18 protein-coding genes are annotated in these 17,745 nt (G+C 69.6%); 8 read left to right on the top strand and 10 right to left on the bottom strand.

Annotated elements, in window-relative coordinates; genetic code table 11:
* Both ACE3PU_RS14390 and ACE3PU_RS14385 read left to right on the top strand, forming a co-directional pair.
* Positions 1-457: TIGR00730 family Rossman fold protein (locus tag ACE3PU_RS14390; protein WP_374390786.1), on the top strand; the 457-nt coding region annotated here is incomplete at its 5' end.
* 107 nt (positions 458-564) lie between these two features.
* Positions 565-858, top strand: a complete 294-nt coding sequence (locus tag ACE3PU_RS14385; RefSeq protein ID WP_374390785.1) for a hypothetical protein — start codon at positions 565-567, stop codon at positions 856-858.
* Positions 859-876: 18 nt separating this feature from the next.
* Here ACE3PU_RS14385 and gltX read toward each other — a convergent pair whose 3' ends face one another.
* The 3 genes from gltX to ACE3PU_RS14370 form a co-directional block, all read right to left on the bottom strand.
* Positions 877-2,211 carry a glutamate--tRNA ligase gene (gene gltX / locus ACE3PU_RS14380; protein ID WP_374390784.1) on the bottom strand — a complete coding sequence of 445 codons (1,335 nt, stop codon included), beginning with the start codon at positions 2,209-2,211 and terminating at the stop codon, positions 877-879.
* A gap of 78 nt (positions 2,212-2,289) precedes the next feature.
* Positions 2,290-2,724, bottom strand: a complete 435-nt coding sequence (gene dksA / locus ACE3PU_RS14375; protein ID WP_374390787.1) for an RNA polymerase-binding protein DksA — start codon at positions 2,722-2,724, stop codon at positions 2,290-2,292.
* Positions 2,725-2,895: 171 nt separating this feature from the next.
* Positions 2,896-3,321, bottom strand: coding sequence for a flagellar assembly protein FliX (locus ACE3PU_RS14370; protein ID WP_374390783.1), 426 nt, complete (start codon positions 3,319-3,321; stop codon positions 2,896-2,898).
* Positions 3,322-3,500: 179 nt separating this feature from the next.
* Between ACE3PU_RS14370 and ACE3PU_RS14365 the strand changes: the two genes are divergently transcribed.
* The 4 genes from ACE3PU_RS14365 (at position 3,501) to ACE3PU_RS14350 (ending at position 7,007) form a co-directional block, all read left to right on the top strand.
* The gene (locus tag ACE3PU_RS14365; protein WP_374390782.1) at positions 3,501-4,616 is read left to right on the top strand and encodes a flagellar basal body P-ring protein FlgI; all 1,116 of its coding nucleotides are present in this window, start codon (positions 3,501-3,503) and stop codon (positions 4,614-4,616) included.
* A gap of 2 nt (positions 4,617-4,618) precedes the next feature.
* Positions 4,619-4,930, top strand: a complete 312-nt coding sequence (locus ACE3PU_RS14360; protein ID WP_374390781.1) for a rod-binding protein — start codon at positions 4,619-4,621, stop codon at positions 4,928-4,930.
* On the top strand, positions 4,927-5,364 hold the full coding sequence (locus ACE3PU_RS14355; RefSeq protein WP_374390780.1) for a flagellar basal-body protein FlbY: 438 nt from the start codon (positions 4,927-4,929) through the stop codon (positions 5,362-5,364). Before ACE3PU_RS14360 ends, ACE3PU_RS14355 begins: the two co-directional genes overlap by 4 nt.
* Positions 5,365-5,432: 68 nt before the next feature.
* Complete coding sequence (locus ACE3PU_RS14350) at positions 5,433-7,007, top strand: EAL domain-containing protein (protein ID WP_374390779.1); 1,575 nt, start codon at positions 5,433-5,435, stop codon at positions 7,005-7,007.
* Between the two features lie 43 nt (positions 7,008-7,050).
* Here the strand turns inward: ACE3PU_RS14350 and ACE3PU_RS14345 are convergent, their stop codons facing one another.
* Entirely contained in the window at positions 7,051-8,631 is a 1,581-nt protein-coding gene (locus ACE3PU_RS14345) for an ABC-F family ATP-binding cassette domain-containing protein (RefSeq protein WP_374390778.1), read from the bottom strand.
* Entirely contained in the window at positions 8,585-8,719 is a 135-nt protein-coding gene (locus ACE3PU_RS14340; RefSeq protein ID WP_374390777.1) for a hypothetical protein, read from the bottom strand. Before ACE3PU_RS14340 ends, ACE3PU_RS14345 begins: the two co-directional genes overlap by 47 nt.
* A 278-nt stretch (positions 8,720-8,997) precedes the next feature.
* Between ACE3PU_RS14340 and uvrA the strand changes: the two genes are divergently transcribed.
* Complete coding sequence (gene uvrA / locus ACE3PU_RS14335; protein WP_374390776.1) at positions 8,998-11,931, top strand: excinuclease ABC subunit UvrA; 2,934 nt, start codon at positions 8,998-9,000, stop codon at positions 11,929-11,931.
* Between the two features lie 68 nt (positions 11,932-11,999).
* Here uvrA and ACE3PU_RS14330 read toward each other — a convergent pair whose 3' ends face one another.
* From ACE3PU_RS14330 to ACE3PU_RS14320, 3 genes are read right to left on the bottom strand one after another with little or no spacing between them, the layout of a single operon-like run.
* The gene (locus tag ACE3PU_RS14330; protein WP_374390775.1) at positions 12,000-12,878 is read right to left on the bottom strand and encodes a hypothetical protein; all 879 of its coding nucleotides are present in this window, start codon (positions 12,876-12,878) and stop codon (positions 12,000-12,002) included.
* A gap of 22 nt (positions 12,879-12,900) precedes the next feature.
* Positions 12,901-13,815 (bottom strand): hypothetical protein, encoded by a 915-nt coding sequence (locus ACE3PU_RS14325; protein WP_374390774.1) that lies wholly within the window; start codon positions 13,813-13,815, stop codon positions 12,901-12,903.
* Complete coding sequence (locus ACE3PU_RS14320; RefSeq protein ID WP_374390773.1) at positions 13,808-14,596, bottom strand: hypothetical protein; 789 nt, start codon at positions 14,594-14,596, stop codon at positions 13,808-13,810. The genes ACE3PU_RS14325 and ACE3PU_RS14320 overlap by 8 nt, the downstream gene beginning before the upstream one ends.
* A gap of 75 nt (positions 14,597-14,671) precedes the next feature.
* On the opposite strand from ACE3PU_RS14320, the gene trmFO reads away from it, so the two are divergent.
* Positions 14,672-16,069, top strand: a complete 1,398-nt coding sequence (gene trmFO / locus ACE3PU_RS14315) for a methylenetetrahydrofolate--tRNA-(uracil(54)-C(5))-methyltransferase (FADH(2)-oxidizing) TrmFO (protein ID WP_374390772.1) — start codon at positions 14,672-14,674, stop codon at positions 16,067-16,069.
* Here the strand turns inward: trmFO and ACE3PU_RS14310 are convergent.
* A complete protein-coding gene (locus ACE3PU_RS14310) occupies positions 16,066-16,713 on the bottom strand; it encodes a squalene/phytoene synthase family protein (protein ID WP_374390771.1) in 648 nt (215 codons plus the stop codon). The genes trmFO and ACE3PU_RS14310 overlap by 4 nt on opposite strands.
* Positions 16,710-17,726 carry a polyprenyl synthetase family protein gene (locus ACE3PU_RS14305; RefSeq protein WP_374390770.1) on the bottom strand — a complete coding sequence of 339 codons (1,017 nt, stop codon included), beginning with the start codon at positions 17,724-17,726 and terminating at the stop codon, positions 16,710-16,712. The genes ACE3PU_RS14310 and ACE3PU_RS14305 overlap by 4 nt, the downstream gene beginning before the upstream one ends.
* Positions 17,727-17,745: the final 19 nt, after the last annotated feature.

The following is a 17,745-nucleotide window of genomic DNA, read 5'->3' as shown; positions in this document are numbered from 1 at the left end:
CGGCGGCGGCGGCGTCGGCCTGATGGGCACGGCGGCCCGCGCCGCCCACGAGGCCGGCGGCCGGGTGCTGGGCGTCATGCCCGCGTTCCTGCGCAGCCGCGAGCGCCTGTTCGACGACGTCGAGACCATCGTCGTCACCTCGATGCACGAGCGCAAGCAGTTGATGTACGACCAGTCCGACGCCTTCGTCGTCGCCCCCGGCGGGATCGGCACCCTGGAAGAGATCGTCGAGCTGCTGTCGTGGAAGCGGCTCGATCTCCACAGCAAGCCGGTCGTCTTTCTGAACATCAACGGCTTCTGGAACGGCTTCTTCGAGCTGATGCGCCACAGCGTGGCCGAGGGCATGACGCCGGCCTCCTTCCTGCAGGCGTGGACGGTGGCGGACACGGTCGACGAGGCGATGAGCCAGCTTCAGGCCCGCGACGAAGCGCCTCGCTTGCGACATGACCTGCGATAAGTGAACACTGCTCACATTCGTGGGCGGCCGGGATTGACAGTTTTCCAAAAAAACTGACATTGGGGCATGACCGCCGTGTGGCGGGTCGTCATCCTCGGAGATATCCCATGCGCGCCCTCGTTCTCGCCGCCGCCCTGTTCGCGGCGGCCCCGGCCGTGGCCCAGACGGCCGCGCCGACCAGCCTGACCCTGGCGGACGCCGCAAAGGCCCCTGCTCGTCCTCTGATCATCGACGGCGCGCGCTGGACCTGCGACGGCGCGACCTGCACCGCCTCGGGCGGGTCCGAGCAACCGGCTACTCGCGCCTGCCGCCGCATCGTGCAGCGCCTCGGCCCGGTGACGGCCTTTTCGTGGAAGGGCGTGGCCTTGACGGCGGAACAGATCGCCGTCTGCAACGCCTGACGGACCGGCGGACGGCCGTCAGGCCGTCTCGCCCTTCAGGCGCCGCACGATGGTCTCACGGCCGATCAGCGGCGCCATCGCCGCCATGTCGGGCCCATGCGGCTGGCCCGTAAGCGCCAGCCTCAGCGGCATGAACAGCGCCTTGCCCTTGGCGCCGGTCTCGGCCTTCACCGCATTGGTCCAGGCCGACCAGGCGGTCTCGTCGATCGTCTCGGGCAGCAGCCGCAGGGCCGCCTCGGCGAAGCCTGCGTCCTCGATCACCGGCGTGACCGGCCCCTTCACGATCTTCGCCATTTCAACGACATCGGCGAACTTGTTGAGGTTGGGCCGGACCACGTTCCAGAAGTCTTCGCCCAGATCCGCATCCGCCGCGGCCAGTCGCGGCCGCGCCGCCTGATACGACAGGCCGTGCAGCGCCTGGGCGTTCAACCGGTCCAGGTCCGCCGTGTCGTACCGCGCGGGCGAGCGGCCCATCTTGGAGAAGGCGAAACTGGCGCCCAGCGCCTGAACCGACTCGCCGACTTCCAGCGGATCGGAGGTGCCGATCCGGCCCAGGTGGCTGGTGATGGCGATCGGCTCATAGCCCTGGTCGCGCATGTCGCTGATCGACAGCGAGCCCAGACGCTTGGACAGCGCCGCGCCGTCCGCGCCGACCAGCAGCGGCATATGGGCGAAACCGGGGACCGGCGCGCCCAGCGCCTCGAAGATCTCGATCTGCGCGCCGGTGTTGGTGACGTGGTCCTCGCCCCGGATGATGTGGGTGATCGCCATGTCGATGTCGTCGACGACCGACGGCAGGGTGTAGAGAAACAGGCCGTCCTCGCGGATCAGCACCGGGTCCGACATCGAGGCCGTGTCCACCTCGGCATGGCCGCGCGCCAGGTCTTCCCAGGCCACGCGCTTGCCGTCCAGCTTGAAGCGCCAGTGCGGACGCCGCCCCTCCGCCTCATAGGCGGCCTTCTGTTCGTCGGTCAGGTCCAGCGCGGCGCGGTCGTAGATCGGCGGCAGGCCGCGCGACAGCTGCACCTTGCGCCGGCGATCCAGTTCCTCGGCCGTCTCATAGGCCGGATACAGCCGTCCGGACGCCTTCAGCTTCTCGGCGGCTTCTTCATAGCGGTCGAACCGCTTGGACTGGTTGTACCGCTCGTCCCAGGTCAGGCCCAGCCAGGTCAGATCGTCCTCGATCCCCTGCTCGAACTCGGGCGTGGAACGCGCCAGGTCGGTGTCGTCGATGCGCAGCACGAACGATCCGCCCTGCCCCTTCGCGAACAGCCAGTTCACCAGGGCGGTGCGGACATTGCCGACGTGCAGCTTACCCGTCGGCGACGGGGCGAAACGAACCTTGACGGACATGAAGACCTAGACCTCGAAAGCGAGGCGGCTAGGTCGCGCCGCAACCCGGCCAAGTCAAGGCGTACGGCCCCGAAAGCGTCAGTCGTCGCGGTGAACGCGCTCGCGGCGCTCGTGGCGTTCCTGCGCCTCGACCGACAGGGTCGCGGTCGGACGGGCCTCCAGCCGGCCCAGGCCGATCGGCTCGCCGGTGTCCTCGCAATAGCCGTAGGAGCCGTCCTCGATCCGCCGCAACGCCTCGTCGATCTTGGAGATCAGCTTGCGCTGGCGGTCGCGCGTCCGCAGTTCCAGCGCCCGATCCGACTCCGACGACGCGCGATCCACCAGATCGGGGTGGTTCTCGGTCTCAGCCTTCAGATTGACCACGGTGCCGCGGGACTCGCGAAGGATGTCGTCCTTCCAGCTCAGCAGCTTCTTCTTGAAATACGCAAGCTGCCGTTCGTTCATGAACGGCTCGTCGTCGGACGGGCGGTAGGCCGCCGGTTCTTCGGACACTACGGACGCCAATGCGTTCATCGCACTCACGCTCTTAAAGCACGCCCCCCTGTGGCGTAGGGGCCGTATAGTCACCCCGGCGAGTCGCGGCAACGCGGCTCGCGATTCCGTGATCGGTATTCGGCCGACGGTCCCCGGACCGTGACAAATCTCTCGCGCTGTAAAGGACTTATTGCCCGGCTTGGCGGCCGCTCAATCGCCCGAGCGTCGCATTTCCGCCTTGGCCAATTCGACCGAGGCCCTGAGGTCGATCTGATCCAGAACCGCGCCCAGACCGGCGTCCTCGTCCTGCGGGCGCTCCTCGCGCAACGACCGCGCCAGACGGTCCAGCGCCGCCGCATCCGGCTCGCCGCCCAGCAGCGCCAGCTTCAGCTCCTCCAGCCGGTCCAGCAGCCCGCCCCCTCGCCGGATCGCGCGACGGCGCCGCTCCAGCGGCCCTTCGACGCCCTGCAGCGCCATGAGCGCCGAGACGTCGCCGACGCCTGCGGCCGCCGCACTGGGCGCGGCCGAGGCCGGACCGGCGGCCTGCGCCGTCTGTCCTAGCGAGAAGCCGGACGTCGGACGCGCGGAACGCCCGCTTGTGGCGGCGGCGGGACCAGAGGGGCCGGTGACCTTCATGGGATGCTCCGGGACATGGGCTAGGCTTCCCATCCCCGAATGAGCGTTTGGTTAACGGCACGGCAAATATTGCCGGACGGCAGCCCCACGCCTGTTGTCCGCCCTTTGAATTCAGACGCCTTTTTTCACGGCACGATCTTCGCAGACCTGTTGGGCAAATGCGTATGGACCTCGCACCGATGCAAAATCTGCTTGCCCGACTCATCGCCCCGCTGGCTCTGGCCGCCGTCGCCGGCGGTCTGGCGACCCCCGCCCTGGCCCAGTCGCGGGTCAAGGACATCGCCGCGGTCGAGGGCGTCCGCTCCAATCAGCTGGTCGGCTACGGCCTGGTGGTCGGGCTGAACGGCACCGGCGACTCCCTGCGCAACTGCCCCTTCACCCGCCAGTCGCTGGAAGGCATGACCGAGCGGCTGGGCGTCAACATCCGCGGGACCAACGCCAACTCCAAGAACATGGCCGCCATCATGGTGACGGCGGACCTGCCGGCCTTCGCCACGCCGGGCTCGCGCATCGACGTCTCGGTCTCGTCCATGTGCGACGCCAAGAGCCTTTTGGGCGGCACGCTTCTGGTCACCAGCCTGCAGGGCGCGGACGGTCAGGTTTACGCCGTCGCTCAGGGCTCCATCCAGACGGGCGCGGTCTCGGCCTCGGGCGCTTCCGGCTCGTCGGTGACGCGCGGCGTGCCGACCGCCGGCCGCATCGCCTCCGGCGCGACGGTCGAGCGCGAGACGGGCTTCCAGCTGGCCAACATGAACGAGGTCCGGCTGACCCTGCGCAACCCGGACTTCACCACCGCCCAGCGGGTCGCCGGCGTGATCAACAGCGCCTATCCCGGCTCGGCCCTGGCCGAGAACGGCTCGGTCGTGGCCCTGCGCGCGCCCGGCCAGATGGGCATGGCCGGCTTCATCAGCCAGATCGAGAACCTGCCGATCACGGTCGATTCGCCCGCCAAGGTCATCATCGACGAGGTCAACGGCGTGATCGTCATGGGCGAGGCCGTGCGCATCTCCCAGGTCGCCATCGCCCAGGGCAATCTGACCATCTCGGTGGACGAACGCCCCTTCGTCAGCCAGCCCGCCCCCTTCAGCCAGGGCCAGACCGCCGTGGTGCCCGACACCGGCGTCAGCGTCGAGGAAGACCTTGGCACGCAGATGCGCCTGGTCGGCGGCGCCGCCAACCTGTCCACCCTGGTCAACGGTCTGAACGCCCTAGGCGTCAGCCCGCGCGACATGATCAGCATCCTGCAGGCCATCAAGGCCGCCGGCGCCCTCCAGGCCGACATCGAGGTGATGTGACCATGATCGACCTCGCCCCGCCCGCCGACCTGCTCAAGCCAATTGGCCAGGCCGCCGACCGCATTTCCGGCGCCGCCCAGGACAAGATCCGCCAGACCGCCGCCGACTTCGAGGCGACCTTCCTGGCCCAGATGATGAAGCCGATGTTCGAGGGCCTCTCGACGGACGGCCCCTTCGGCGGCGGCCACGCCGAACAGACCTGGCGCAGCTTCATGGTGGACGAAATGGCCAAGAAGACCGTCGCCGCGGGCGGCATCGGCCTGGCCGTCTCCGTGATGAGCGAGATGCTGAAGATGCAGGAGCAGTCGCAATGACCGACACCGAACTGGCCGGCGCGCGTGTACGCCAGCTGATCGACCTGACGCGTCGTCTGGGCGACCGTCTGTCGACCGAGACCCTGGCCTTCGAGGAGCATCGCCCCCGGGACATCGCCGCCGGCCTGCCCGAAACGCAGGAGATGGCCAATCTCTACCGGCGCGATTCCGCCCACGTGAAGGCCAATCCCGCCCTGATCTCGGACGCCCCTCTGGCCGATCGCAAGGCGCTGGCCGAGGCGACCGTCGCCTTCGACGCCATCCTGAACCGGCACGCGCGCGCCGTTGACGCCGCACGCACCATCTCCGAGGGTCTGGTGCGCACCATCGCGCAGGAGGTCGCCGCCGCGCGCACGCCGGCCGCCGCCTACGCCGCCGACGGACGCGCCGCACAGGGTGACGGCCGCGCCGTCGCGTTCAACCAGAAGGCCTGAGTCTGCGCCATTCATCGGAGATAACGGCGTTGCCGATTTTTTAAGCGGCGGCGTGCATTCATGCGCGCATGACGACGACCGTCCGCTTGCTGGGTCTTGCCTTCGCATCCGCCGATGCGTTGATCGAAATCGACTCCAAGGGCGCCATCGCCTTTGGCATGGGCGCCGGCCCTGTGTCGGGCCAGGACGCGGCGGGCTGGACCGGCAAGCCGCTGGGCGATCTCCTTCACGAAGGCGCTTCCGTCGTCTCGGCCGTCCGCGCGGCCACGGCGGGCCAGCGCACGCCCCCGATACCCGTGATCCTGCTGGCGGGCCCCGACCGCCTGCGCCGCGCCACCTTGCGCGCCTTCGTCCTGCCGCAACTGGCCCCGGCCATATCGTGCGCGCTGAGCTATGAAGGTCCCGCCTTCGCCGCCGCCGATCTCGAAACGCCGCCCCTGACCGATGCAGAGGGCTTCCTGGCCTCGGCGGGCCCCGCCATCGAGGGGACCGCCGGCCTGGCCTTGGCCTTCCTCGACGTGCAGGGGCTCGAGGATCTCGCGGGCGACGTCGCCGAACGCATGCACCGCCGCATCGAGGCCACGCTTCAGTCCGCCGCCGCGGAAGGCTCCAGCGCCGCCCAGCTGACGTCGGAACGCTTCGCCGTCCTGCGCGCGGCGGGCGATCGGCGCGACATCGCCGCCGAGATCGTCGAGGCCGGTCGCGCCGAAGGGGTCGATCTGGCCGCCCAGACCCTGGCGTCCGAGGTGCCCAAGGGTTCGGACACCCTCTGCGTCCTGCGCGCCATGCGTTTCGCAATCGAGGGGTGCCTGAAGGACGGCGGCCTGGCCAACCCCCAGATCGCCTTCGCCGATTCCCTGAAACGCACCTTCCGTGACGCCGAGACCTTCCGCAGCCTGGTCAAGTCACGCGAATTCCAGGTCCATTACCAGCCGATCGTCCACCTCGATTCCCGGGCCGTGCACCATTTCGAGGCCCTGGCGCGCTTCAACGCCAACAGCGGCCCCGGCGAGGCGATCCGCATGGCCGAGGAGTTGGCGCTGATCGAATCCTTCGATCTGGCCGTCGCGGAAAAGGTCCTGAAGCGCATGCGCCAGCCGGGCGCCGGCCTGTTGAAGATGGCCGTGAACGTCTCCGGCGGCTCACTGGGCGATGACGCCTATGTGGAGAACCTGCTGTACATGACCAGCGGCGCCGCGGCCGAACGCAAGCGCCTGATCGTCGAGGTCACCGAAACCGCGGCCGTCGCCGACCTCGACGCCGCCAACCGCCGCATCGGCGCGCTGCGCGAAGCCGGCATCAAGGTCTGCATCGACGACTTCGGCGCCGGGGCGGCGTGCTACGACTACATCCGCAAACTCTCGGTCGACGCGGTCAAGATCGACGGCCGCCTGGTCCGCGACATCGAAACGGATGAACGCTCCAGGACCCTGCTGCACAGCATCGTCGAGCTGTGCCAGTCGCTGAAGCTCGAGATCATCGCCGAGATGATCGAGACCGACAGCCTGGCCAAGGCGCTTCAGGCGCTGGGCGTGCAGTACGGCCAGGGGTGGCTGTTCGGCCGCGCCGAGGCCGAGCCCCGCACCCAGCTGGCGTCCGCCGCCCCGATCCGTCGCCGCGGCGCCGTCGAGGCCTGGGGCTAGCGTCAGGCGTTCGGCGCCCCGCGGCCTCTGCATCGGACGGTGTTCACAGCGCCAGCGTCCGCTCCACCCCGACCGCATCCAGAAACGCAGCGTCGTGGCTGACCGTCACCAGCGCGCCGTCATAGGCGGCCAGGGCGGCCTCGACCGCCTCGACCGACTCCAGGTCCAGATGGTTCGTCGGCTCGTCCAGGACCAGCAGCTGCGCCGGCGCGGCGCCGGTCATGACGCAGGCCAGCGCCGCCCTCAGACGCTCGCCGCCCGACAACGCCCCGACCCTGCGATGCGCCGCCGTGTTCCGGAACAGGAACCGCGCCAGCGCCGCCTGGGCGTCATTGACCGTTCCCGTCGGGTTCAGCCGAAGCCACGCCTCCAGCAGGGTCTCGCCTTCACCCAGGATCGCCGCCTCCTGGTCCAGCAGCACGGCCCGCACAGGTCGTTCGGCCGTCCCGGCGGTGGGCGCGAGTTCGCCGGCGATCAGACGCAGCAGGGTCGTCTTGCCCGCCCCGTTGGCGCCGGTCACGGCCACCCGGCTCGGCCCCGTCAGCGTCAGATTCACCGGACCCAGAACCGGCCTGCCTTCGGGCGTCGCCCATTCCACATCGCGCAACGCCAGGACCAGGCGGCCCGTCGCCAGGCCCGTCGGCGGCATCGGTATGGACAGGGATCTCGCCCGCTCGACCCGGTTGCGCGCCGCCGCCAGGGCCGCTTCGGCCGCCGCAGCCTGACGCGCCGCCAGCAGATTGTCGCGCGCGCCGCTGTTCTCAGCCCGCTCGGACCGCGCGCCCAGCAGGATCTTCGGCATGTCGCCCTTCGCGCCCTTGCGTCGTCCCGCGGCGTCCCGGCGGGCCTTGCTCTCCGCCCGTCGCTGCGCCTCCGCGCCTGCCCGGGCCGCGTCCTTTTCCGCCTCGGCCAGGTCGCGCTCCGCGGCCGCGCGCGCCTCGGCCTTGCGTTCGGCGTAGAGGTCGTAACCGCCGCCGAACACCGCCACGCCCAGGCTGGACACCTCGATGATCCGGTCCATGCGCCGCAGCAGGGCGCGGTCGTGGCTGACCACCACCGCCCCGCCGGTCCAGCGCTCCAGCAGGCCGGCGACCAGCCCCCGCGCCTCCACGTCCAGATGGTTGGTCGGCTCGTCCAGCAGGATCAGGTCCGGCCGGTCCATGATCAGTCGCGCCAGCCTGAGCCGCGTACGCTCGCCGCCGCTCAGGGCGGCCGTCTCCCGCGTCAGCGTCAGGCCCGGCAGTCCGACCTGCGCCAGCGCCTCGCCGATCCGCGCCTCCAGGCTCCAGTCCGCCTCGGCCAGGTCGTCGGCGCTTCCCCGGCCGGCCAGCACCCGGTCGATGACGGCCACGCCCGCCGCGACGCCCAGGGCGCCCGCCACGGTCTCGCCCGCTTGCGGTTCAGCCCGCTGCGCCAGAACCCCGATGGAGGCGTTGCGCACGACCGCTCCCTCGGATGGCGGCTGCGCGCCCGAGATCAGGCGCAGCAAGGTGCTCTTGCCCGCGCCGTTCCGGCCGACGACGCCGGTCCTTTCGGACCCGAACGTCAGGCTCAGATTGTCGAATAGGGTGACGCCGTCAGGCGTCCGTGCGGCGACCTTGTCGAATGTCGCGAGCGCGGACACGGACGCGCTTGGCCTTGGGCTGGTTGGCATGGAGGATCACGAGCAGCATGGCGGACAGGGCGGAACCGGTTGCCAATGCGATGATCATGATCGTCGAGCCTCCTTGCTCAGTACTCAGGACACAGAGGATGGCGTCTCCGGAGACGCTCCGCAACCCTTCCGCGCGCCCGCCGGGAACACGGCCGCGTGAGCGAGAGGTCCAGGGAGAGGACCAGTCCCTACGCAGGGCGTCGATGACGCCCGCAGCGCACGAAGTACGGCGCTGCCCCAATGTTCCCTCATTGTTCTTGCTTAAATCGCGCGATTCATCCCCATATACCGCCGTCGCCCCGGAGCCGCCGGGGCCTCCCCGCGTTCCCGGAAAGCATGACCGAAAAGCACAACTTCATCCGCGTTCGCGGCGCCCGCGAGCATAATCTCAAGGGCGTGGACCTCGATATCCCGCGCGAACAGCTGGTGGTGATGACCGGCCTGTCGGGCTCGGGCAAATCCTCCCTGGCCTTCGACACCATCTACGCCGAGGGCCAGCGCCGCTATGTCGAGAGCCTGTCGGCCTACGCCCGCCAGTTCCTGGAGCTGATGGGCAAGCCCGACGTCGACCTGATCGAGGGCCTGTCGCCGGCCATCTCGATCGAGCAGAAGACCACCTCCAAGAACCCGCGCTCGACCGTCGGCACCGTCACCGAGATCCACGACTACATGCGCCTGCTGTGGGCGCGCGTGGGGGTGCCCTATTCGCCCGCCACCGGCCTGCCGATCGAGAGCCAGACCATCAGCCAGATGGTCGACAAGCTGGTCGCCCTGCCGGACGGCGAGCGCATCCTGCTGCTGGCGCCGGTGGTGCGCGGCCGCAAGGGCGAATACAAGAAGGAGATCGCCGAATGGCAGCGCCAGGGCTTCCAGCGCCTGAAGATCGACGGCCAGTTCTATCCGATCGACGAAGCGCCGACCCTGGACAAGAAGTTCAAGCACGACATCGACATCGTCGTGGACCGGATCGTCACCAAGCCTGACCAGGAAGGCCGCTACGCCGACAGCCTGCAGACGGCCCTGGGCCTGGCCGACGGCATCGCCACCGCCGAATGGGCCAGCGTGGCCGAGGGCGAGACGGCGCCGCGCACCCTTGTCTTCTCGGAACGCTTCGCCTGCCCGGTCTCCGGCTTCACCATCAGCGAGATCGAGCCGCGGCTGTTCTCGTTCAACAATCCCTTCGGCGCCTGTCCGGTCTGCGACGGCCTGGGGGTCAAGCTGGCCTTCGACGCCGACCTGGTGATCCCGGACCGCGACAAGAGCCTGCACAAGGGTGCCGTCGCCCCCTGGGCGCGCGGCCCCTCGCCGCTCTACACCCAGACGCTGCAGTCGCTCAGCCGCCACTACGGCTTCTCGATGGACGTGGCGTGGCGCGAACTTCCGGCCCAGGCCCACAAGGCGATCCTGTACGGAACCGGGTCGGAAAAGATCAAGTTCACCTACGACGACAACGCCCGCAAGTACGAGGTCTCCAAGCCGTTCGAGGGCGTGCTGCCGAACCTGGAGCGTCGCTGGCGCGAGACGGACAGCGCCTGGGTCCGCGAGGAACTGGCCCGCTACCAGTCCGAGACCCCGTGCGAGGCCTGCGGCGGCAAGCGGCTGAAACCCGAGGCCCTGGCGGTCAAGGTCGGCGGAGAGGACATCGCCGACATCTCCATGCTGTCCATCTCCAAGGCCTACCTCTGGTTCTCGACGCTGGAGCAGAGCCTGACCGACAAGCAGATGGAGATCGCGCGGCGCATCCTAAAGGAGATCACCGACCGGCTGCGGTTCCTCAACAACGTCGGCCTGGACTACCTGAATCTGTCGCGGTCCTCCGGCACCCTGTCGGGCGGCGAGAGCCAGCGCATCCGCCTGGCCTCGCAGATCGGCTCGGGCCTGACCGGCGTCCTTTATGTGCTGGACGAGCCCTCCATCGGCCTGCACCAGCGCGACAACACCCGCCTGCTGGAAAGCCTGAAGGGCCTGCGCGACCTGGGCAACTCCGTCCTGGTGGTCGAGCATGACGAGGAAGCCATCCTGACCGCCGACTATGTCATCGACATGGGCCCCGCCGCCGGTGTTCACGGCGGCACGGTCTGCGCCGAGGGCACGCCCGAGCAGGTCATGGCCAACCCGAACTCCCTGACCGGCAAATACCTGACCGGCGAGCGCGAGATCGAGATTCCCGCCGACGGCCGCCGCCCGATCGACCGCAAGCGGATGCTCAAGATCAGCGGCGCCAGCGGCAACAACCTCAAGAGCGTCACCGGCGAAATCCCCGTCGGGGTCTTCACCTGCATCACCGGCGTGTCCGGCGGCGGCAAGTCGACCTTCACCATCGAGACCCTGTACAAGGCCGCCGCGCGCCGCCTGAACAACGCCTCGGACGCCCCGGCCCCCTTCGATCGCATCGAGGGGCTGGAGCATTTCGACAAGGTCATCGACATCGACCAGTCGCCGATCGGCCGCACCCCGCGCTCGAACCCCGCCACCTACACCGGCGCCTTCGGCCCGATCCGCGACTGGTACGCCGGCCTGCCGGAGTCCAAGGCGCGCGGCTACGGTCCCGGCCGGTTCAGCTTCAACGTCAAGGGCGGCCGCTGCGAGGCCTGCCAGGGCGACGGCGTCATCAAGATCGAGATGCACTTCCTGCCCGACGTCTACGTCACCTGCGACGTCTGCAAGGGCAAACGCTACAACCGCGAGACGCTCGAGATCGTGTTCAAGGGCAAGTCGATCTCGGACGTCCTGGACATGACGGTCGAAGAGGCGGCGAGCTTCTTCAAGGCCGTGCCGCCGATCCGTGACAAGATGCTGACGCTGGAGCGGGTGGGCCTGGGCTACGTCAAGGTCGGCCAGCCGGCCACCACCCTGTCCGGCGGCGAGGCCCAGCGGGTCAAGCTGTCCAAGGAGCTGTCCAAGCGCGCCACCGGCCGCACCCTCTACATCCTCGACGAACCGACCACCGGCCTGCACTTCGAGGACACGAGAAAGCTGCTCGAGGTGCTTCAGGAGCTGGTCGAGGCCGGCAACACCATTGTGGTGATCGAGCACAACCTCGATGTCATCAAGGTCGCCGACTATCTGCTGGACTTCGGCCCCGAGGGCGGCGACGGCGGCGGCGAGATCGTCGCGGTCGGCACGCCCGAACAGGTGGCGGACAACAAGGCCAGCTGGACCGGCAAATACCTCAAGGAGGTGCTGGATCGGCACGAACAGCGCCGCAAAGCCCGGGTCGCCGCCCTGGACGCGCCCAGGAAGAAGGCGCGCGCCAAGGCCTCGGCATAGCTTCGCACCCCATTCCCTATGAAGTCACCCTCGGGAGACGCCGAGGGTGACGGGCCCGGTCTTGACGCTCAGCCGTCGCGCAAGCCTTGCCACGCCGCCGAGAACGGAGCGTAGAGCACCGCCAGCTGCAGGGCCGAAAGCACGGCGTTGACCACCGACCAGCCCAGGATCGCCGGCCAGGCCTGTCCCAGCATGGCCATGGCCGGCACGCCGTCCAGGACCGCCAGCCGCTCCAGCCCGCCGGTCATCAGGGTGATGGGCATGGCCACGATGGAGCCCAGCAGGCTGACCACCATGGTCATGATGAAGACGATCACGCTCATGCCCAGCAGCGGCCAGAAGTGTCCGCGCGTGGCCTTGAACGATTCGAGGATGACGATCCTGCCGCGGTCCAGGGTCATCGGGACCGCCAGGCTCAGCCGTACGGCCGCCCAGATCAGCAGCGCGACCAGACCCAGACCAAGCAGCAGGGCGATCAGGAACATCACCGCCTGCCCCGATGCGCCGCCCAGGTGGGCGATCGTGCCGATCACGACGAAGCCGATCGCGCTCGCAAGGCCCAGCATCACGCTGATCACCACGCTGACCGCCATCACCCGCAGTTCGTCCTTGCCGAGGCGCAGGTAGCCCCAGGCGTCCTCGGCGGGTCGCAGAACCGCGCGGGCGACCGCCGCGCTCAGCACCGCCGCGACGACCAGCCCCACCGGCGCCAGCCAGCTCAGGCCGACATAGGCCATGGCCAGCTGCCGGACGTCCTCCAGCGACGGTTCGGCGGATTGTTCGACCGCCTGGGCCAGCGTCATGATCCGCGCGAACGACCCGGATCCGACGCCGAACATGACCAGGAACATCGCCAGATAGACCGCGGCCCACAGCAGCACCAGGACGGGCTTGCGACGGACGACGCGGAAGCCTTCGAAGGCGGCTTCGGTGGCGGAAAAGGTCATGAGCGGGCTCCTGAACGACTCGTCACAACTCTAGCGCACCCTGCGGCGAACCATCGAGCAATTGTCGACAGGCCGAGGCGAAGGGCGCGCACAGCAGGGTCATCACCGCGCCATAGAGGAAGGCGCCTGGCCCGACCAGAACCAGAACGATGACGGCGATGGCCCCCGGCGACGGCAGGATGTCGCGGAAGGTGACGGCCTCGCCCAGGGCCTGCACGTGGGCGAAGGCGCCGCTGGCGAACAAGGCGATGATCACGAAAAAGCCGATCATCAGATAGACCGCCATATAGATCAGCCAGGTGCAGACCAGCAGACCCAGCAGCGATCCGACCCGCCCCCTGGCCAGGTTCCAGCCCTCCACGAAGGCGAACCGCTCCAGCATCAGCGTCGCCGGGGCGATCAGCGAAAGACGCGCCATGGCGTAGATCACCGCCGCGATCAGGCCCAGGGTCATGAGGAAGCCCAGCACCATCGCCAGCGCCTCGTTGACCTGCCAGGCCACCGCGCCGATGGCGACGCCCAGCAGGACCAGGATGATCACGGCGATGTAGGCGCCGAAGAAAAGGGCGATGCCGACCACCCCGATGCGCAGTTCGTCCATGCCCGCCCGCATGAAGAAGTAACGGTCCGGGCGCCCGATCCTCAGCGTCGCCCGCATGGTCGCCGTCCAGATGATCACGCCCAGCGCCAGTTGGCCCAGATTGGCCAGCATCGACAGGCCCTGCAGCGCCATGACCCGCCCGAACATCTCGGGCGACGGATCGGCGCTCCCGGCCTCCATCAGCGGCAGATCGGCCAGCGAGCCGAACACCATCGCCGAAGAGGCAAGTCCGAAGCCGACCGCGACCAACCCCCAGATGAAAACCGCCAGCGGATGGCGCCGGATGACGCGAAGGGGCGTGGCCAAGGCCTCGCCGATGGAAAAGGTGTCAGCCATGCGCGTTCTCCCGCGGCGAAATCGACGCCAGCCGGCGATAGGCCGCGCCGGCGAAGGCCAGTGTCAGCGGCGCCTGGACGCCGGTCAGCACCAGCGCCCAGATCATCCAGCCCGCCTCGCCTCTCAGCCACCCCAGTCCCGCCGCCAGGACCAGCGCCAGCTTGGGCGCCGCGGTGACGATCAATCCCGCCAGCAGCGGCCAGAAGCCGGCCTTGGTCAATCCCATGGCCTGCAGCGAGACGATGCGCCCCTCCGCCGCCGTCGCCGGCGCGGACAGGGACAGCCGCGCGAACAGGGCGACGACCGCATAGGCGGCCAAGGCGATGATCGCGCCCAGCAGCCCCAGCTTCCACAGCGCCCCGACCGCGGCCCAGTCGCGCGCGCGGATCGCCTCTGCGTCCAGTCCGGCCAGGCCGAACAGCGCCAGCAGCACCAGCGCCGCCACCGACAGGATCATCGCCATGAACACCCCGCACAGGGCGAAGGCGGCCAGCAGCCGCGCCTCCGTGGCGCCGAACTGCAGTCCCGCGGGGCCAAGCCCCAGCGCCCGCGCGCCCTCCAGGTCGGTCGACACCGCGATGCGCGACAGGGCCCCGACCAGCACCAGCCCGGCCGCCATGCCCGCGACGGCCGCCACGGCGGTCGGCAGAAAGGGCCAGGCGCTCCACGCCAGCGCCGACAGGACGATCGCTCCCGCCCCCTCGCGCCACGCCCGCACGAAGCCGCGCCCCGCCTGCCGCAGCGCCGCGCCCAACCTCAGTTTGCCGCCTGTCTGGCTCAATGCCGCATCCCCAACCCGCCGTCGCTATAGCAGGGGATCATGACTTGCGGCCAGACGAGCGCTAGAAGCCCCGCCATGACCTCCTCCTGCGCTTCCGTTTCCCCCGTCCACGTCATCGGCGGCGGCCTGGCCGGCTCCGAAGCCGCCTGGCAGATCGCCTCGGCCGGCGTTCCCGTCGTCCTGCACGAGATGCGCGGCGTCCCCGGCGTGAAGACCGACGCGCATCACACCGACGGCCTGGCCGAGCTGGTCTGCTCCAACTCCTTCCGCTCCGACGACTGGGAATACAATGCGGTCGGCCTGCTGCACGCCGAGATGCGCGCGCTCGATTCCCTCATCATGAGCTGCGGCGACGCCAATATGGTGCCCGCCGGCGGCGCCCTGGCGGTGGACCGCGACGGCTTCTCGCAATCGGTGACCTCGAAACTGCAAGCCCATCCCCTGGTCACCATCGTGCGCGAGGAGATCGCCGGCCTGCCGCCCGAGCAGTGGGACAATGTCATCGTCGCCACCGGCCCGCTGACCTCCCCGGCCCTGGCCGACGCCATCCTGAAGACGACCGGCGAGGAGAGCCTCAGCTTCTTCGACGCCATCGCCCCCATCGTCCACGCCGATTCCATCGACTTCGACATCGCCTGGCGCCAATCGCGCTACGACAAGGAAGGCCCGGGCGGGGACGCCGCCGCCTATGTCAACTGCCCGATGGACAAGGCCCAGTACGACGCCTTCATCGACGCCCTGCTCTCCGGCCCCAAGGCCGAGTTCAAGGACTGGGAGAACGTCCCCTATTTCGACGGTTGCCTGCCGATCGAGGTGATGGCCGAGCGCGGCCGCGAGACCCTGCGCCACGGCCCGATGAAGCCCGTCGGCCTGACCAATCCGCGCGACCCGCAGGTGAAACCGCACGCCATCGTCCAGCTGCGCCAGGACAATGCGCTGGGCACCCTGTTCAACCTGGTCGGCTTCCAGACCAAGCTGAAGCACGGGGCGCAGGCCGAGACCTTCCGCATGATCCCGGGCCTGCAGAACGCCCAGTTCGCGCGCCTGGGCGGCCTGCACCGCAACACCTTCCTGAACTCGCCCAAGCTGCTGGACCGTCAGCTGCGCCTCAAGGCCATGCCGCGCCTGCGCTTCGCCGGCCAGGTGACGGGGGTCGAAGGCTATGTCGAGAGCGCCGCCATGGGCCTGCTGACCGGCCGCCTGGCCGCCGCCCAAGCGCTGGGACGCGACCTGGCCCCGCCCCCGCCCGAGACCGCCATCGGCGCCCTGGTCGAGCACATCACCGGCGGGCATCTGGAAGGCTCGAAGTTCCAGCCGATGAACATCAACTACGGCCTGCTGCCGCCGCTTGAGGCGCCGCGGGTGGACGAAGAGGGCAAGCGCATCGCGCCGAAGGATCGCGGGCGGGCCAAGAAGCGGCTGATGAGCATCCGGGCGATCGAGCGCCTAAAGGCGTGGCGGGACGCGGCCTAGATCCGGCCCCGCAGCGTCGCCCAGACCAGCCTCAGGCGCTTGACCGCCTCGGGCTCCTCCGCCCGGATCAGGGTCGCCGCGGCCACGGCGGGAAAGGCCGCCGTCGGCAGCCCCTTCAGCGCAGCGTTGGCGCCTCGTCGCGCGGCCCGCGCGTCGTCGGTCTTGCCGACCTGCGCCAGTCCGCGCACCCGCCCGGCCTCCGCCGCCTTGTCCGCATGGCCTGGGCCGGCCAGCACCTGGACCGCCGTCTGCATCGGGCCGACGTAGAAGGCGTCCAGGTCGTGCGGTTCGCCGTGAACGCGGCCGATGTGCGCCTCGATCAGGGCGTCGAACGGCGCGCGGTCCAGTCCGTGACGGGCGACCACGTCGGTCACGGCCTCCAGGACCGGATGCCCCTTGCGCGCGACGCCGGCGAAAACCCCGTCCATCTGCTCCGCCCACCAGGTGTAGCGCATCTCGGCCAGCAGCGGCTGCGTCACCCGCGTCGGAATGGCCAGCAACTCGGCCTCGAAGGCGTAGAGGGCGATCAGGTCGGCGCGCGCGCGCGGGTCCGCGACCAGGCGGCTGGACAGCCAGCGGTCCAGGTCGGCTTCCCGGACCTGCTGGTCCAGCAGCCCTTCGGTCGGTGCGGCCGCGTCGGTCAAGCCGCGCGAGAGACCGCGAAGTCGGCCAGGTCCTCCAGCGCCGTGCGCCAGTCCGAGGCCGGCAGAACGGCCAGGGCCGCCTTGGCCGCGTCGGCGTGGTCCCCGGCCAGGTCGAGCGTCGCCCCCAGCGCGCCGGATCCGACGATCAGTTCGCGCGCGCGGCCGAAGTCCTCGGGCGTGCGTTCGCCCTTGGTGATGGTCCGCTCCCAGAACGCCGCCTCGCGCCCGCGCGTACGCGCCGCGCCCAGCAGCAGCGGCAGGGTCGCCTTGCCCTCGTTGAAGTCGTCGCCGGCGTTCTTGCCCAGCGCGTCGGTGGTGGCGCCATAGTCCAGGGCGTCGTCGGCCAGCTGGAACGCGATCCCCAGCGCCATGCCGTAGTCGCGCAGCGCCTTGATCGCCGTCGGGTCCGCGCCGGCGCCGACAGCGCCCGCCTCGGCGGCGGCCGCGAACAGCTCGGCCGTCTTGGCGGCGATGATCTGCAGATAGACGTCCTGGTCCAGGTTCAGGTCGTGCGCCCGCGTCAGCTGCAGCACCTCGCCCTCGGAGATCACCCGCGACGCCTCGGCCAGGATCCCCAGCGCCCGCATCGAATCGGTCTCGACCATCAGTTCGAAAGCGCGCGCGAACAGGAAGTCGCCGACCAGCACGCTGGTGGGGGCGCCCCAGATCAGGTGGGCCGCCACCTTCCCCCGGCGCAGCTCCGATGCATCGACGATGTCGTCATGCAGCAGGGTGGCGGTGTGGATGAACTCGACCGCGGCGGCCAGCTTGCGCGGCGCGGCGATGTCCCCGGCGGCTCCGGTCGCCCGCGCCGCGGCCACGGTCAGCAGCGGACGCAGCCGCTTGCCCCCCGCCGACACCAGATGCTCGGCCAGCCTGGGGATGACCGGCACGTCCGACTGCATCCGGTCGAGGATCAGCGCATCCACGGCGGCCATGTCGGTCTCGGCCAGCCGGACGAGGGCGTTGACATCCCCCTTCGGGCGGTGAGCGGCGGCGATGGCAGCGTCCAAGACAGGCTCTTTTCACAGG

Source organism: Brevundimonas sp. (assembly GCF_041911375.1).
In the GTDB taxonomy this organism is placed as follows: Bacteria; Pseudomonadota; Alphaproteobacteria; order Caulobacterales; family Caulobacteraceae; genus Brevundimonas.
Note: the sequence above shows the minus strand (reverse complement) of the source record. Positions and strands in the feature narration are given on the sequence as shown.